The organism is Thermobifida alba, from assembly GCF_023208015.1.
Classification (GTDB): domain Bacteria; phylum Actinomycetota; class Actinomycetes; order Streptosporangiales; family Streptosporangiaceae; genus Thermobifida; species Thermobifida alba.
Map to the genome: position 1 here is coordinate 441,584 of NZ_CP051627.1, position 13,365 is coordinate 454,948.

Sequence of the window (13,365 nt, forward strand, 5' to 3'; positions counted from 1 at the left end):
CCGCGGCCCGCACCGGCGCGGGGCTTCGGGTGCCGCCTCCTCCGCGCGGAGGAGGCCGTCCGGTCACGGCGCCGTCGCCGCTTTGCCGGAGTCGCCGAACAGCGGCGCGTGCGACAGCGCGCTGGGGTTCTTGCGCAGGTAGCCCTCCAGGGACCGGGCCGGGTGGCCGGTCAGCCTCGGGACGGTCGTGCTGACGGTGTCCAGCTCCCCGGCGGCGACGGCCGCGCACGCGCCCACCCGCTCGGCCACCTCCCGCGCGCTCAGGCCCCGGGAGTTCAGGAAGTCGACCGCCTCCTCGGGGGTCTGCGGGACGTAGACGACGGTGCGCCCGGTGAGCGTGGACAGGCGGGTGGCGGTCCACCCCAGCGACACCGCCTCCGGGCCGGTCACGGCGTAGACCCGGTTCACGTGCCCCTCGGGGGCGCGCAGCACGGCGGCGGCCACGTCGGCGACGTCGTCCCGCGACACCCAGGCCACCCGGCCGTCCCCGGCCGGGCCGCGGATCGTGCCGTCCTCGCCGATCCACCCCGGCAGCAGGTCCAGGTACAGGCTGGGCCGCAGGAAGGTGTAGGCCGCCCCGGTGGAGCGGATGTACGCTTCGGCGGCGTGGTGCTCACGGCCCAGCACGCACGTCGCCGCGGCGCCCGCGTTGAGGAACGACAGGTAGACGATGTGGCGCACGCCCTCGGCGAGGGCCGCGTCCACCACGGCGCGGTGCAGCGCCTCCCGTTCGCGCGCGTCGTCGGCGGCGACCAGGAACAGCACGTCCGAGCCCCGGACGGCGCGTCCGAAGGCGGCGGGGTCCTCGTAGGCGGCCAGGGCCGCGCTCGACTTCGGCAGTTCGGGGGCGCGGTTGAGGTCACGGACGACCAGCCGTTGCGCGAGACCCAGCCGTGCCAGCCGGGCGGCCACTCTGCCGCCGACGGCGCCGGTCGCTCCGGTCGTCGCGATGATACGTTCCGCTGTCAGATCCTCACCCATGTTCCTTATCTTCGGCAAACAGCCCCGCGCGTGCACTGACCGGCGCGCCGGGGTTCGGCGGGAGGGCCGAAGGCGCGGGGCGGCCGCGCACCGGCGTCCGCGGGCGGGACGGGGCCCGACACGCCCTATGATCGCGCCATGCACCCCAACACCCGCAGAGTCGCCGACCTGCTCGCCGCCCACGGAGCCTCCGGCACGGTCCGGGAGCTGCCGGAGTCCGCACGCACCGCCGCGGCCGCCGCCGCACAGCTGGGCTGCGAGGTCGGCGCGATCGCCAACAGCCTCGTCTTCGCCGTGCGCCACGACCCGGACGCCGCGTCCTCCGACGCGCTCCACCCGGTCCTGGTCCTCACCAGCGGCGCCCACCGGGTCGACACCGGCAAGGTCGCCGCGCTCCTCGGCGCGGCGGAGGTGGTCCGGGCCACCCCGCAGTTCGTGCGGGAGCACACCGGCCAGCCCATCGGCGGCGTGGCCCCGCTGGGACACCCCAAGCCGATCCCCACCCTCGTCGACGAATGGCTGGACCGCCACGAGGTGGTGTGGGCCGCGGCGGGGCACCCGCACACGGTGTTCCCCACCTCGTTCGCGGAGCTGTGCCGGCTGACCGGCGGCACACCGGCCGATGTCGGACAACCTCACCCCTGAGGACCGGCGAAGCGCCTAGTGTGGCCGTGTGGGAACCGAAATCGAGCTGTGGGAACTGGCCGCACCGGCCTTCGTCGGCGCGCTTCCCGCGCTGATCGAGATCTACTCGGCCGCCATGTCCCCGCCGCCGGAGCAGTTGCCGGGGCGGCAGGCCATCATGCGCCAGCACGCCGGACATCCGCGGTTCCACTCGGTGGTCGCGGTGACCGGGGAGGGGGACGGGGTCGCCTTCGGCTACGGCTTCCACGGCCGTCCCGGGCAGTGGTGGCACGACGTGGTCACCGCGGAACTGGCCCGCACCGACCCGGCGGGGGTGCGCCGCTGGTTCGCCGACTCCTTCGAGGTCGCCGAACTCCACGTGCTGCCGGAGTGGCAGGGCAACGGGATCGGCCGGGCCGTGCTGCACCGGCTCGTCCAGGCGCGGCGGGAGCGCACGGCGGTGCTGTCCACGCACACCGGGCCCACGCCCGCCCGCGGGCTCTACCTGTCGTCCGGCTTCGTGGACCTGATCACCGGCTTCCGCTTCCCCGGCACCCCCGACCGGGAGTTCACCATCATGGCCGCGCCGCTACCGCTGCGGCTTCCGGCCGGGCGGAGCCCACGAGCCGCCGGTAGACCTCGCGGGTGGCCGTCGACCGGTTGAACGTGATGAAGTGGATGCCGGGCGCCCCCTCGGCGAGCAGCCGCTCGCACAGCCGGGTGGCGTGGTCGATGCCGAGCGCGCGCACCGCCTCGGGATCGTCGGCCACCCGCTCGAACTCCTCGGCCAGACGGGCGGGGAACGGGGCCCCCGACAGCTGCTCGGAGCGGGCGATGGTGGCGTACCGGGTGACCGGCATGATCTCGGGGATGATCGGCACGTCGCAGCCCCGGGCCGCCACCCGGTCCCGCAGCCGCAGGTAGTCGTCGGCCTCGAAGAACATCTGGGTGATCGCGTAGTCGGCGCCCGCCCGGCACTTGCGGACGAAGAAGTCCGTGTCGGTCTCCACGTCGGGGGAGCGCGGGTGCTTGTAGGGGAAGGCGGCCACGCCCACGCAGAAGTCGCCGCTCTCCTTGATCAGCCGCACCAGCTCCTCGGCGTAGGCCAGCCCCTCGGGGTGGCGGACCCACTCGCCCAGCGGGTCGCCGGGCGGGTCGCCGCGCAGCGCGAGGATGTTGCACACCCCCACGTCCGCGAACCGGCCGATGAGGTGCCGCAGTTCGCGCACGGAGTGGTTGACGGCCGTCATGTGCGCCACCGGCAGCAGCGTGGTGTCGGTGGCGATCCGCTCGGTGACGCCGACCGTGCGGTCGCGGGTGCCGCCGCCCGCGCCGTAGGTCACCGACACGAAGGACGGGCGCAGCGACTCCAGCTCCCGGATCGCCCGCCAGAGCAGGCGCTCCCCCTCGGGGGTCTTGGGAGGGAAGAACTCGAACGAGAACGTGGGCTCTCCGGTCGCGAGCAGTTCGCTGATACGGCGCGGTCGGGACGCGGGACGCGTGGGTGATCCGAGCATGACCCCACTGTAACCGACCATATCGGTGGGGTTTGCGGCGTGTCGTGGCGGAGACGGACATCGGAACAGTCGGTAGCCTGCCCTCATGACCTCCTCGCACATGTCTCCGGTCGCTTTCGTCCGCCCCATGATCGACGCCGAGCTGGCGGCCTTCGTCACGAGCCGGCGCCCCCTGCTGCTGGAGATCGGCGCGGAGCTGGAACCGGTGCTGACCGCGCTGGACGCCATGATCAACGGCGGCAAGCGGCTGCGCCCGACGTTCTGCTACTGGGGGTGGCGGGGCGCGGGAGGCGGGGAGGAGCCCGGCCTGTACACGGCCGCCGCGGCCCTGGAGCTGCTCCAGGCGTGCGCGCTGATCCACGACGACGTGATCGACAACAGCGACACCCGGCGCGGGCTGCCCGCCACCCACCGCAGGCTGGCCGCCCTGCACCGGGACTCGGGCTGGCACGGCGACCCCGAGCAGTTCGGGCGGGGCGCGGCCATCCTGCTGGGTGACCTGTGCCTGGCCTGGTGCGAGGACATGTACCAGTCGAGCGCGCTGCCGCCGGAGTCGCTGGCCGCGGGGCGCGGCCCCTTCGACCGGATGCGCACCGAGGTCATGGCCGGCCAGTACCTGGACATGGTGGAGCAGGCGCGCGGCGCGGACACCGTGGAGGCGGCGCTGCGGGTGATGCGGTTCAAGTCCGCCAAGTACACCGTCGAGCAGCCGCTGCACCTGGGAGCGGCGCTGGCGGGGCGGCACGCCGACCTGGCCTCCGTCTACACCGCCTACGGCATCCCGCTGGGCATCGCCTTCCAGATGCGCGACGACGTGCTCGGCGTCTTCGGGGACCCGGAGGAGACGGGCAAGCCCGCGGGGGACGACCTGCGGGAGGGCAAGCGCACCGTGCTGGTGGCGGAGACGCTGCGCCGCGCGGACCCGGCCGACGCCGAGCAGTTCCGGCGGCTGCTGGGCGACCCGGGGCTGGGCGCCGAGGAGGTGGCGTGGATGCGTTCGGTCATCGTGGACAGCGGGGCGTTGGAGGCCTGCGAGGCCCGCATCACCGACTACGTGGCCGACGCGACCCGGGCCCTGGAGGACGACGCGATCGCCGACGACGCGCGTCCGGCCCTGGCGGACCTGATCGTCGCCGCCACCGCCCGCAAGCACTAGGAGGCCGCGCCTCCGGCGTCGTGCCCCCGCTCGGCCGCACCGGGGGCGCGACGGGGCCGGTGCGCTGATTCCGGGATGTCGTCCCAGCTCACCAAGGTTGACGAACACCTGTTCGAAGGTGTTCAATGAAAGTGGTCCGAACCGCTGTCGGGGGTGGCGGCCACGACGCCCCACCGGCTCGTTCCGGGGCGGCGGCCCCTCTGGCGCCTCGGAACGCGAGTGGCCGGGCGGGGGGAGGGGAAGCCTCTCGTCCGGCCACGCCCACCACCATGGGCGGCCCGCCCCTCGGCTCTGCGGACCACGGGTACACACGGCACCGGCGGCCGCCCCTCGGGGCGGCCGCCGGTTCTCGTCCTGGTTCCACGCTGCTCGGACCCCTCAGCGGTCCGGTGTCCGAGGCGCGGCTTTGGTCGTGCGTCCGGGGCCTAGAAGGCGTCGACCGCGCGCCGGGCCTCGGGGTCGAGCACACCCCAGTTGATGAGCTCCTCGGTCAGGTCGGCGGGCGAGCGGTCGTAGATGACCGCCAGCGAGCGCAGGTCCTCCTGCCTTATGGACAGCACCCGTCCGTTGTAGTCGCCGCGCTGGCTCTGGATGGTCGCCACGTAGCGGGCGAGGGGGCCGGCCTTGTCCTGGGGCAGCTGCTGCATCCGCTCCAGGTCGATGACCAGCTTGGGAGTGGGGCCCAGCGGCGCGGGCGCGGCTCCGCCCGGCAGCAGCTCCGACATCGGCACGCCGTAGAAGTCGGCGAGGTCGGCCAGCTTCTGCACGGTCACGGCGCGGTCACCGCGCTCGTAGGAGCCGACCACGACGGCCTTCCACCGTCCGTGCGACTTCTCCTCCACGCCGTGCAGGGACAGGCCCTGCTGGGTACGGATGGCGCGCAGGCGGGCGCCCAGGGCTTTTGCGTATTCCGATGCCATGTCTCTCGTGCTCCCCGGCAGTGAAAAGTGGCTGAGACGGAGGGCGGACCCGCGGCGGGCTCGTTGCGGAACCGTGTCGCGTCACAACGACCGGTGTGCGGCTCAGTCGGCGACTCGCGGAATCACACCCCCACAGTGGTTACGGACAGTGACGGTAGGGCGGGGAGAGTGCTCAGGTCAAGCCGTTGGGTGAAAACGCGACGATTCAGTGGCCAAACTGTGTGTAAGTGAGGCGACTCTCATACTCCCCCTAAACGGGGCACAACGTCGCGGTTGATTTTTCCCGAATGCCCCCTCTCGTGGAGTTTTTCGGCTGCTCTCCCCGGTGTTGCCCATCGTGACCACACCTGCTGAACCTGACTGCTCGCGCAGAGTCAAGGTTTGCGAGTGTGATCACTCTCATACTTTCTGCTTGGTGTGTCCATGCTACGTCACCCGCGGAAACCGGCGCTGGTACCGTGAAAGCCGTCCGACGTCCTTTAACGACCTGTCCAGTGAGGCAGGGAAGGAGGTCCGCTCGTGCATGCCCGAAAACATGCCGACGGCGAGCGGCCAGACCAGCGAAGAGCGGTCCTGGAAGGCCCCGAGATCGACCGCGCGCTGACCCGCATCGCCCACGAGATCCTCGAACGCACCAAGGGGGGCGACGACCTCACCCTCCTGGGCATCCGCACCGGAGGCGTCCCCCTCGCCGAACGGCTCGCCCAGCGCATCGAACGGGTGGAGTCCCGCCGCGTCCCCCGGGGCGCCCTCGACATCACCATGTACCGCGACGACCTGCGGCTGGCCCCGGCCCGCGCGCTCGGCCGCACCGAGATCCCCCCCGAGGGCATCGACGGACGCGTCGTGGTCCTCGTCGACGACGTGCTCTTCTCCGGCCGCACCGTCCGCGCCGCCCTGGACGCGCTCAACGACCTGGGCCGCCCCCGCGCGGTGCAGCTGGCGGTCCTGGTCGACCGCGGCCACCGCGAACTGCCCATCCGCGCCGACTACGTCGGCAAGAACCTGCCCACCTCGCTGCGGGAGAGCGTCACCGTCCTGCTGGAGGAGCTGCACGGCCGCGACGCCGTCCTGATCGGCCCGGCCAAGCCCCGCCCCGGCGCCGAACCCGCGGCGGCCACCCCGGGAGGGGAGCGCTGATGCGGCACCTGCTCTCCACCGGAGACCTCACCCGCGACGAGGCCGTGCTGATCCTCGACACCGCCCGGGAACTCGCCCAGGTCGGCGAACGCTCGGTGAAGAAACTGCCGACCCTGCGCGGACGCACCGTGGTCAACCTCTTCTACGAGGACTCCACCCGCACCCGCATCTCCTTCGAGGCCGCGGCCAAGCGCATGTCGGCCGACGTCATCAACTTCTCCGCCCGCGGCTCCAGCGTCTCCAAGGGCGAGAGCCTCAAGGACACCGCACTGACCCTGCAGGCCATGGGCGCGGACGGCGTGGTCATCCGGCACAGCGCCTCCGGGGCCGCGCGCCGCCTCGCCGAATGGGTCGACGGCGCGGTCGTCAACGCGGGCGACGGCACCCACGAACACCCCACGCAGGCCCTGCTGGACGCCTTCACCATGCGCGAACGCATGGGACACCTGGAGGGCCTGCGTGTGGCCATCGTCGGCGACATCCGGCACAGCCGCGTCGCCCGCTCCAACGTGCTGCTGCTGCACACCCTGGGCGCCGAGGTCACCCTCGTGGCCCCGCCCACCCTGCTGCCCGTCTCGGTGGGCGCCTGGCCCTGCCAGGTCTCCTACGACCTGGACGAGGTGCTGCCCAAGAGCGACGTCGTGATGATGCTGCGGGTGCAGGCCGAGCGGATGAACGCGTCCTTCTTCCCGTCCGCGCGCGAGTACAGCCGCCGCTACGGCCTGGACGCCGACCGCTTCGCGCGGATGGCCGACCACGCCATCGTCATGCACCCGGGACCGATGGTCCGCGGCATGGAGATCTCCGCCGAGGTCGCCGACTCCGCCCGCTCCACCGTCGTGGAGCAGGTGACCAACGGCGTCAGCGTACGCATGGCCGTGCTGTACCTGCTGCTGGGCGGCGCCATCCAGGGACCGGCACAACAGGGGGAGACCAGATGACCGACACCAAGCGCTACCTGATCCGCGGCGCCCGCGTGCTGGGCGGCGAGCCCACCGACCTGCTGCTGGCCTCCGGCCGCATCGAGGCGATCGGCCCCGGCCTGGACGCCGACGGCGCCGAGGTCGTCGACGCCGCCGGGGCGATCGCCCTGCCCGGACTGGTCGACCTCCACACCCACCTGCGCGAACCCGGACGGGAGGACGCCGAGACCGTCGCCACCGGTTCCCGCGCGGCCGCGATGGGCGGCTACACCGCCGTCTTCGCCATGGCCAACACCGACCCCGTCGCCGACACCGCCGGAGTCGTCGAACAGGTCTGGCGGCTGGGCCGCGAGGCCGGCTACTGCGACGTGCACCCGGTGGGCGCGGTCACCGTCGGCCTGCGCGGGGAGCAGCTGGCCGAACTCGGCGCGATGGCCGACTCCCCGGCCCGGGTGCGGGTCTTCTCCGACGACGGCATGTGCGTCTCCGACGCGCTGCTCATGCGCCGCGCCCTGGAGTACGTCAAGGCGTTCGACGGGGTCATCGCCCAGCACGCCCAGGAGCCGCGGCTGACCGAGGGCGCCCAGATGAACGAGGGCGTCGTCTCCGACCGGCTGGGACTGGCGGGCTGGCCCGCGGTGGCCGAGGAGGCGATCATCGCCCGCGACTGCCTGCTCGCCGAGCACGTCGGCTCGCGCCTGCACGTCTGCCACGTCTCCACCAAGGGGTCGGTGCAGATCATCCGCTGGGCCAAGAGCCGCGGCTGCGACGTCACCGCCGAGGTGACCCCGCACCACCTGCTGCTCACCGACGACCTCGCCGAGAGCTACGACCCGGTCTACAAGGTCAACCCGCCGCTGCGCACCGCCGAGGACGTCGAGGCGCTGCGCGAGGGGCTCGCCGACGGCACGATCGACATCGTCGCCACCGACCACGCCCCCCACCCCAGCGAGGCCAAGGAGACCGAGTGGAGCCAGGCCGCGATGGGCATGCTCGGCCTGGAGACGGCGCTGTCGGTGGTGCAGCACACCATGGTCGACACCGGCCTGCTGGACTGGGCCGGGGTGGCGCAGCGCATGTCCGCCGTGCCCGCCCGCATCGGACGCGTCCCCGGCCAGGGCCGCCCCCTCGCCGTCGGGGAACCCGCCAACGTCACCCTCTACGACCCCGCGGCCACACGGGTGGTCGACCCCGCGGCGATGGCCTCCAAGAGCCGCAACTCGCCGTACGCCGGCATGAGGCTGCCCGGGCGGGTGCTCGCCACGTTCCTGCGCGGGAAGCCCACCGTTCTCGACGGGAAGATCCAGTGAGCATGAGCCACCACGCCCGGACGCCCGCGCGGCCCGCAGCCGGCCCGGCGGGCGCACCGCGCCGCAGCGACCAGACAACCACCACGCCCGCAGAGGGGAAGAAGAACGTGCAGGTGCCCGCGATCCTGGTGCTGGAGGACGGCCGAGTCTTCCACGGGGTCTCCTTCGGAGCCGAGGGGGAGACCTTCGGCGAGATCGTGTTCAACACCGGGATGACCGGATACCAGGAGACCCTCACCGACCCCTCCTACCACCGCCAGATCGTGGTGATGACCGCGCCGCACGTCGGCAACACCGGGGTCAACGACGACGACCCCGAGTCGGGCCGCATCTGGGTGGCCGGGTACGTCGTCCGCGAGCCCTCCCGCATCTCGTCGAACTGGCGGGCCAAGCGCACCCTCGGCGAGGAGCTGCGCCGCCAGGGCGTCGTGGGCATCGCGATGCCGGGCACCCGAGCGCTCACCCGCCACCTGCGCGACAGGGGCGTGATGCGCGCCGCCGTCAGCACCGTGGAACTCGACCCCGCCAAACTGCTGGAGCGCGTCCTGGCCAGCCCGCGGATGGCCGGAGCCGACCTGGTGGAGGAGGTCACCACCACCGAGCCGTACACGGTCCACCCGCCCGCGGGGGTGCCCACCCGCTTCACCGTCGCCGCGGTCGACCTCGGCATCAAGGCGATGACCCCGCAGCGGCTCGCCGAACGCGGCTGCGAGGTGCGGGTCCTGCCCGCCGACACCACCGCCGAGCAGATCCTCGCCCTCGACCCCGACGGCGTCTTCTTCAGCAACGGCCCCGGCGACCCGGCCACCGCCGACACCGCCGTGGCGGCGATGCGCGGGGTGCTGGACGCGGGCACGCCGCTGTTCGGCATCTGCTTCGGCAACCAGATCCTGGGCCGGGCCCTGGGACTGCAGACCTACAAGCTGCCCTTCGGCCACCGCGGAGTCAACCAGCCGGTCCGCGACACCCGCACCGGACGCGTCTACATCACCAGCCAGAACCACGGCTTCGCGGTCCGCGCCGACCTCGACGGCCCGTTCGACACCCCGTACGGCCGCGCCGAGGTCAGCTACGTCGGCCTCAACGACAACGTGGTCGAGGGGCTGCGGCTGCTGGACCGCCCCGCGTTCAGCGCCCAGTTCCACCCCGAGGCCGCCGCCGGTCCGCACGACGCCGCCGACCTGTTCGACGCCTTCGTCGAGATGATGGCCGCCCACCGGGACGCGCGCGAGTCCGCGCGCGCCTGAACCGCTCCGCTCCGCGGACCACCGGCGCGCCCACCGGGCCACGGTGGCGACGCCGTCCGCGCCTCGATCCGACACTGGGGAATACACAACCATGCCGCGCCGTACTGATCTTTCGTCTGTGCTCGTGATCGGCTCCGGGCCGATCGTCATCGGCCAGGCGTGCGAGTTCGACTACTCGGGCACCCAGGCCTGCCGGGTGCTCAAGGCCGAGGGCCTGCGGGTCATCCTGGTCAACTCCAACCCGGCCACGATCATGACCGACCCCGAGTTCGCCGACGCCACCTACGTCGAGCCCATCACCCCGGAGATGGTCGAGAAGATCATCGCCAAGGAACGCCCCGACGCGCTGCTGCCCACCCTGGGCGGACAGACCGCGCTCAACACCGCCGTGGCGCTGCACGAGGCCGGCGTGCTCGCCAAGTACGACGTCGAACTGATCGGCGCGAACATCGACGCCATCCAGGCCGGCGAGGACCGCGACAGCTTCAAGCGCATCGTGGAGCGCGTCGGCGGGGAGTCGGCCCGCTCGGTGATCTGCCACTCCATCGAGGAGTGCCTGGCCGCCGCGGAGGAGCTGAACTACCCCGTCGTGGTGCGCCCCTCCTTCACCATGGGCGGCGCGGGCTCCGGCTTCGCCCACGACGAGGCCGAACTGCGCCGCATCGCCGGGCAGGGGCTGGCGCTCTCGCCCACCACCGAGGTGCTCCTGGAGGAGTCCATCCTCGGCTGGAAGGAGTACGAGCTGGAGCTGATGCGCGACGCCAACGACAACGTGGTCGTCGTCTGCTCCATCGAGAACCTCGACCCGATGGGCGTGCACACCGGCGACTCCATCACGGTGGCGCCCGCCATGACCCTCACCGACCGCGAGTACCAGCGGCTGCGCGACCTCGGCATCGCCGTCATCCGCGAGGTGGGCGTCGACACCGGCGGCTGCAACATCCAGTTCGCGGTGCACCCCGAGACCGGCCGGATCATCGTCATCGAGATGAACCCGCGCGTCTCGCGGTCCTCGGCGCTGGCCTCCAAGGCCACCGGCTTCCCCATCGCCAAGATCGCCGCCAAGCTCGCCATCGGCTACACCCTGGACGAGATCCCCAACGACATCACCGCCGAGACCCCGGCCAGCTTCGAGCCGACCCTGGACTACGTCGTCGTCAAGGTGCCGCGGTTCGCGTTCGAGAAGTTCCCCGGCGCCGACCCCGGCCTGACCACCACCATGAAGTCGGTGGGCGAGGCGATGGCCATCGGCCGCTGCTTCCCCGAGGCGCTGCAGAAGGCCATGCGCTCGATGGAGAAGAAGGGCGCCGCCTTCAGCTGGGCGGGCGAGCCCGGCGACAAGGAGGAGCTGCTGCGCGCGGTGCGCACGCCCAGCGAGGACCGGCTGCGCCAGGTCCAGCAGGCCCTGCGCGCGGGGGCCACCGTCGACGAACTGTACGAGGCCACCCGGATCGACCGGTGGTTCCTGGACCAGCTGCTGCTGCTGGAGGAGAAGGCCCGCGAGCTGGCCGCGGCCCCCCGGCTGGACGCCGAACTGCTGCGCTCGGCCAAGCGGCTGGGCTTCTCCGATGTCCAGATCGGCGAGATCACCGGCCGCTCCGAGGAGCTCGTGCGGGAGCTGCGCGACGCCCTGGACGTGCACCCGGTCTACCTGACCGTGGACACCTGCGCCGCGGAGTTCGCCGCGAAGACGCCCTACCTGTACTCCAGCTACGACGAGGAGACCGAGGTCCCGCCCAGCAGCCGGCCCAAGGTCATCATCCTCGGCTCCGGCCCCAACCGCATCGGGCAGGGCGTGGAGTTCGACTACAGCTGCGTGCACGCGTCCTTCGCGCTGGCCGAGGCCGGATACGAGACCGTCATGGTCAACTGCAACCCCGAGACGGTCTCCACCGACTACGACACCAGCGACCGGCTGTACTTCGAGCCGCTGACGCTGGAGGACGTGCTGGAGGTGGTGCGCGCCGAGCAGGCCACCGGCGAGGTCGCGGGCGTGATCGTGCAGCTGGGCGGCCAGACCCCGCTGGGCCTGGCCAGGAAGCTCAAGGAGGCCGGGGTGCCGATCGTGGGCACCAGCCCCGAGGCCATCGACCTGGCCGAGGACCGCGGCGAGTTCGGCCGGGTCCTGGCCAGGGCCGGACTGCCCGCCCCCAAGCACGGCACCGCCCAGTCCTTCGAGGAGGCCCGGGCCATCGCCGAGGAGATCGGCTACCCGGTGCTGGTGCGCCCCTCCTACGTGCTGGGCGGCCGCGGCATGGAGATCGTCTACAACGAGGCCATGCTCGCCGACTACATCGAGCGCAACGCCGAGGTCAGCACCGACCACCCGGTCCTGGTGGACCGCTTCCTCGACGAGGCCGTCGAGATCGACGTGGACGCCCTCTACGACGGGACCGACCTGTACCTGGGCGGCATCATGGAGCACATCGAGGAGGCGGGCATCCACTCCGGCGACTCCGCATGCGCCCTGCCGTCCATCACGCTCGGCCAGGAGGACATCGAGCGCATCCGCTACTCCACCGAGGCCATCGCCGCGGGGGTCGGGGTGCGCGGCCTGCTCAACGTGCAGTACGCGCTGGCCTCCGGGGTGCTCTACGTGCTGGAGGCCAACCCGCGGGCCTCGCGCACCGTGCCGTTCGTCTCCAAGGCCACCGCGGTGCCGCTGGCCAAGGCCGCCGCCCGGGTGATGATGGGCGCCACCATCCGCGAGCTGCGCGCCGAGGGGCTGCTGCCGCCGGAGGGCGACGGCGGCACGCTGCCGCCGGAGGCGCCGGTCGCGGTCAAGGAGGCGGTGCTGCCCTTCAACCGCTTCATCGACCGCCAGGGCCAGGGCGTGGACACCGTGCTGGGCCCGGAGATGCGCTCCACCGGCGAGGTCATGGGCCTGGACGTGGACTTCGGCACCGCCTTCGCCAAGTCCCAGCTGGCCACCTACGGGGCGCTGCCCACCTCCGGGACGGTGTTCGTCTCCGTGGCCAACCGCGACAAGCGCACCATGATCTTCCCGGTCAGGCGCCTGGCGGACCTGGGCTTCGAGATCCTGGCCACCGAGGGCACCGCCCTGGCGCTGCGCCGCCACGGCGTCCGGGCCCGCGTGGTGCGCAAGCACAGCGACGGCCCCGGCCCCGACGGCGAGCCGACGATCGTGCAGCTCATCCACGACGGCGAGGTGGACCTCATCGTCAACACCCCGTTCGGCGGGCCCGGCCAGTCCGGGCCCCGGCTGGACGGCTACGAGATCCGCACCGCCGCGGTGGCCCGCGGGGTGCCCAGCGTCACCACCGTCCAGGGGCTGGCCGCCGCCGTCCAGGGCATCGAGTCCCTGGTCAACGGCAGTATCGAGGTGCGCTCCCTGCAGGAGCACTCCCGCGCGCTGCTGGCCGCCACACGGCAGGGCACGGCGGGGTGAGCCCCGGTCCGGGGACGGTCCGCGCGGACCGTCCCCGGACCGCGTCCGGTTGCGGAACAATGGTGCAGCGAGCGTCCGGGGAGCGGAGTTCCTCTTCGCGGGCCCCTCGCGGCCCGTCGCACGAGGCCCGGCAGGCGC

The 13,365-nt window shown here is 72.6% G+C and carries 11 protein-coding genes; 8 read left to right on the forward strand and 3 right to left on the reverse strand.

Features of this window, described 5'->3' with window-relative positions:
• Positions 1-63: 63 nt before the first annotated feature.
• Positions 64-981: an SDR family oxidoreductase gene (locus FOF52_RS01995; RefSeq protein ID WP_248592119.1), complete on the reverse strand. Its 918-nt coding sequence runs from the start codon at positions 979-981 to the stop codon at positions 64-66.
• 138 nt (positions 982-1,119) lie between these two features.
• Between FOF52_RS01995 and FOF52_RS02000 the strand changes: the two genes are divergently transcribed.
• Together FOF52_RS02000 and FOF52_RS02005 are read left to right on the forward strand one after the other, a co-directional pair.
• Entirely contained in the window at positions 1,120-1,626 is a 507-nt protein-coding gene (locus FOF52_RS02000) for a YbaK/EbsC family protein (protein WP_248592120.1), read from the forward strand.
• A 28-nt stretch (positions 1,627-1,654) separates the two neighbouring features.
• Complete coding sequence (locus FOF52_RS02005) at positions 1,655-2,269, forward strand: GNAT family N-acetyltransferase (protein WP_248592121.1); 615 nt, start codon at positions 1,655-1,657, stop codon at positions 2,267-2,269.
• Here FOF52_RS02005 and metF read toward each other — a convergent pair.
• Positions 2,181-3,122, reverse strand: coding sequence for a methylenetetrahydrofolate reductase [NAD(P)H] (gene metF, locus FOF52_RS02010; protein WP_248592122.1), 942 nt, complete (start codon positions 3,120-3,122; stop codon positions 2,181-2,183). The genes FOF52_RS02005 and metF overlap by 89 nt on opposite strands.
• Positions 3,123-3,207: 85 nt before the next feature.
• Between metF and FOF52_RS02015 the strand changes: the two genes are divergently transcribed.
• Positions 3,208-4,278, forward strand: a complete 1,071-nt coding sequence (locus FOF52_RS02015) for a polyprenyl synthetase family protein (protein ID WP_248592123.1) — start codon at positions 3,208-3,210, stop codon at positions 4,276-4,278.
• Between the two features lie 425 nt (positions 4,279-4,703).
• Here the strand turns inward: FOF52_RS02015 and bldD are convergent, their stop codons facing one another.
• Positions 4,704-5,198 carry a transcriptional regulator BldD gene (gene bldD / locus FOF52_RS02020; protein ID WP_248592124.1) on the reverse strand — a complete coding sequence of 165 codons (495 nt, stop codon included), beginning with the start codon at positions 5,196-5,198 and terminating at the stop codon, positions 4,704-4,706.
• Between the two features lie 519 nt (positions 5,199-5,717).
• On the opposite strand from bldD, the gene pyrR reads away from it, so the two are divergent.
• The 5 genes from pyrR to carB all read left to right on the forward strand — a co-directional run bounded on the left by pyrR (position 5,718) and on the right by carB (position 13,227).
• Complete coding sequence (pyrR, locus tag FOF52_RS02025; RefSeq protein WP_248592125.1) at positions 5,718-6,338, forward strand: bifunctional pyr operon transcriptional regulator/uracil phosphoribosyltransferase PyrR; 621 nt, start codon at positions 5,718-5,720, stop codon at positions 6,336-6,338.
• On the forward strand, positions 6,338-7,279 hold the full coding sequence (locus FOF52_RS02030) for an aspartate carbamoyltransferase catalytic subunit (protein WP_248592126.1): 942 nt from the start codon (positions 6,338-6,340) through the stop codon (positions 7,277-7,279). The genes pyrR and FOF52_RS02030 overlap by 1 nt, the downstream gene beginning before the upstream one ends.
• Positions 7,276-8,571, forward strand: coding sequence for a dihydroorotase (locus FOF52_RS02035; protein WP_248592127.1), 1,296 nt, complete (start codon positions 7,276-7,278; stop codon positions 8,569-8,571). The genes FOF52_RS02030 and FOF52_RS02035 overlap by 4 nt, the downstream gene beginning before the upstream one ends.
• Positions 8,568-9,818, forward strand: a complete 1,251-nt coding sequence (gene carA, locus FOF52_RS02040) for a glutamine-hydrolyzing carbamoyl-phosphate synthase small subunit (RefSeq protein WP_425265518.1) — start codon at positions 8,568-8,570, stop codon at positions 9,816-9,818. The genes FOF52_RS02035 and carA overlap by 4 nt, the downstream gene beginning before the upstream one ends.
• Positions 9,819-9,909: 91 nt before the next feature.
• Positions 9,910-13,227 (forward strand): carbamoyl-phosphate synthase large subunit, encoded by a 3,318-nt coding sequence (carB, locus tag FOF52_RS02045; protein ID WP_248592129.1) that lies wholly within the window; start codon positions 9,910-9,912, stop codon positions 13,225-13,227.
• Positions 13,228-13,365: the final 138 nt, after the last annotated feature.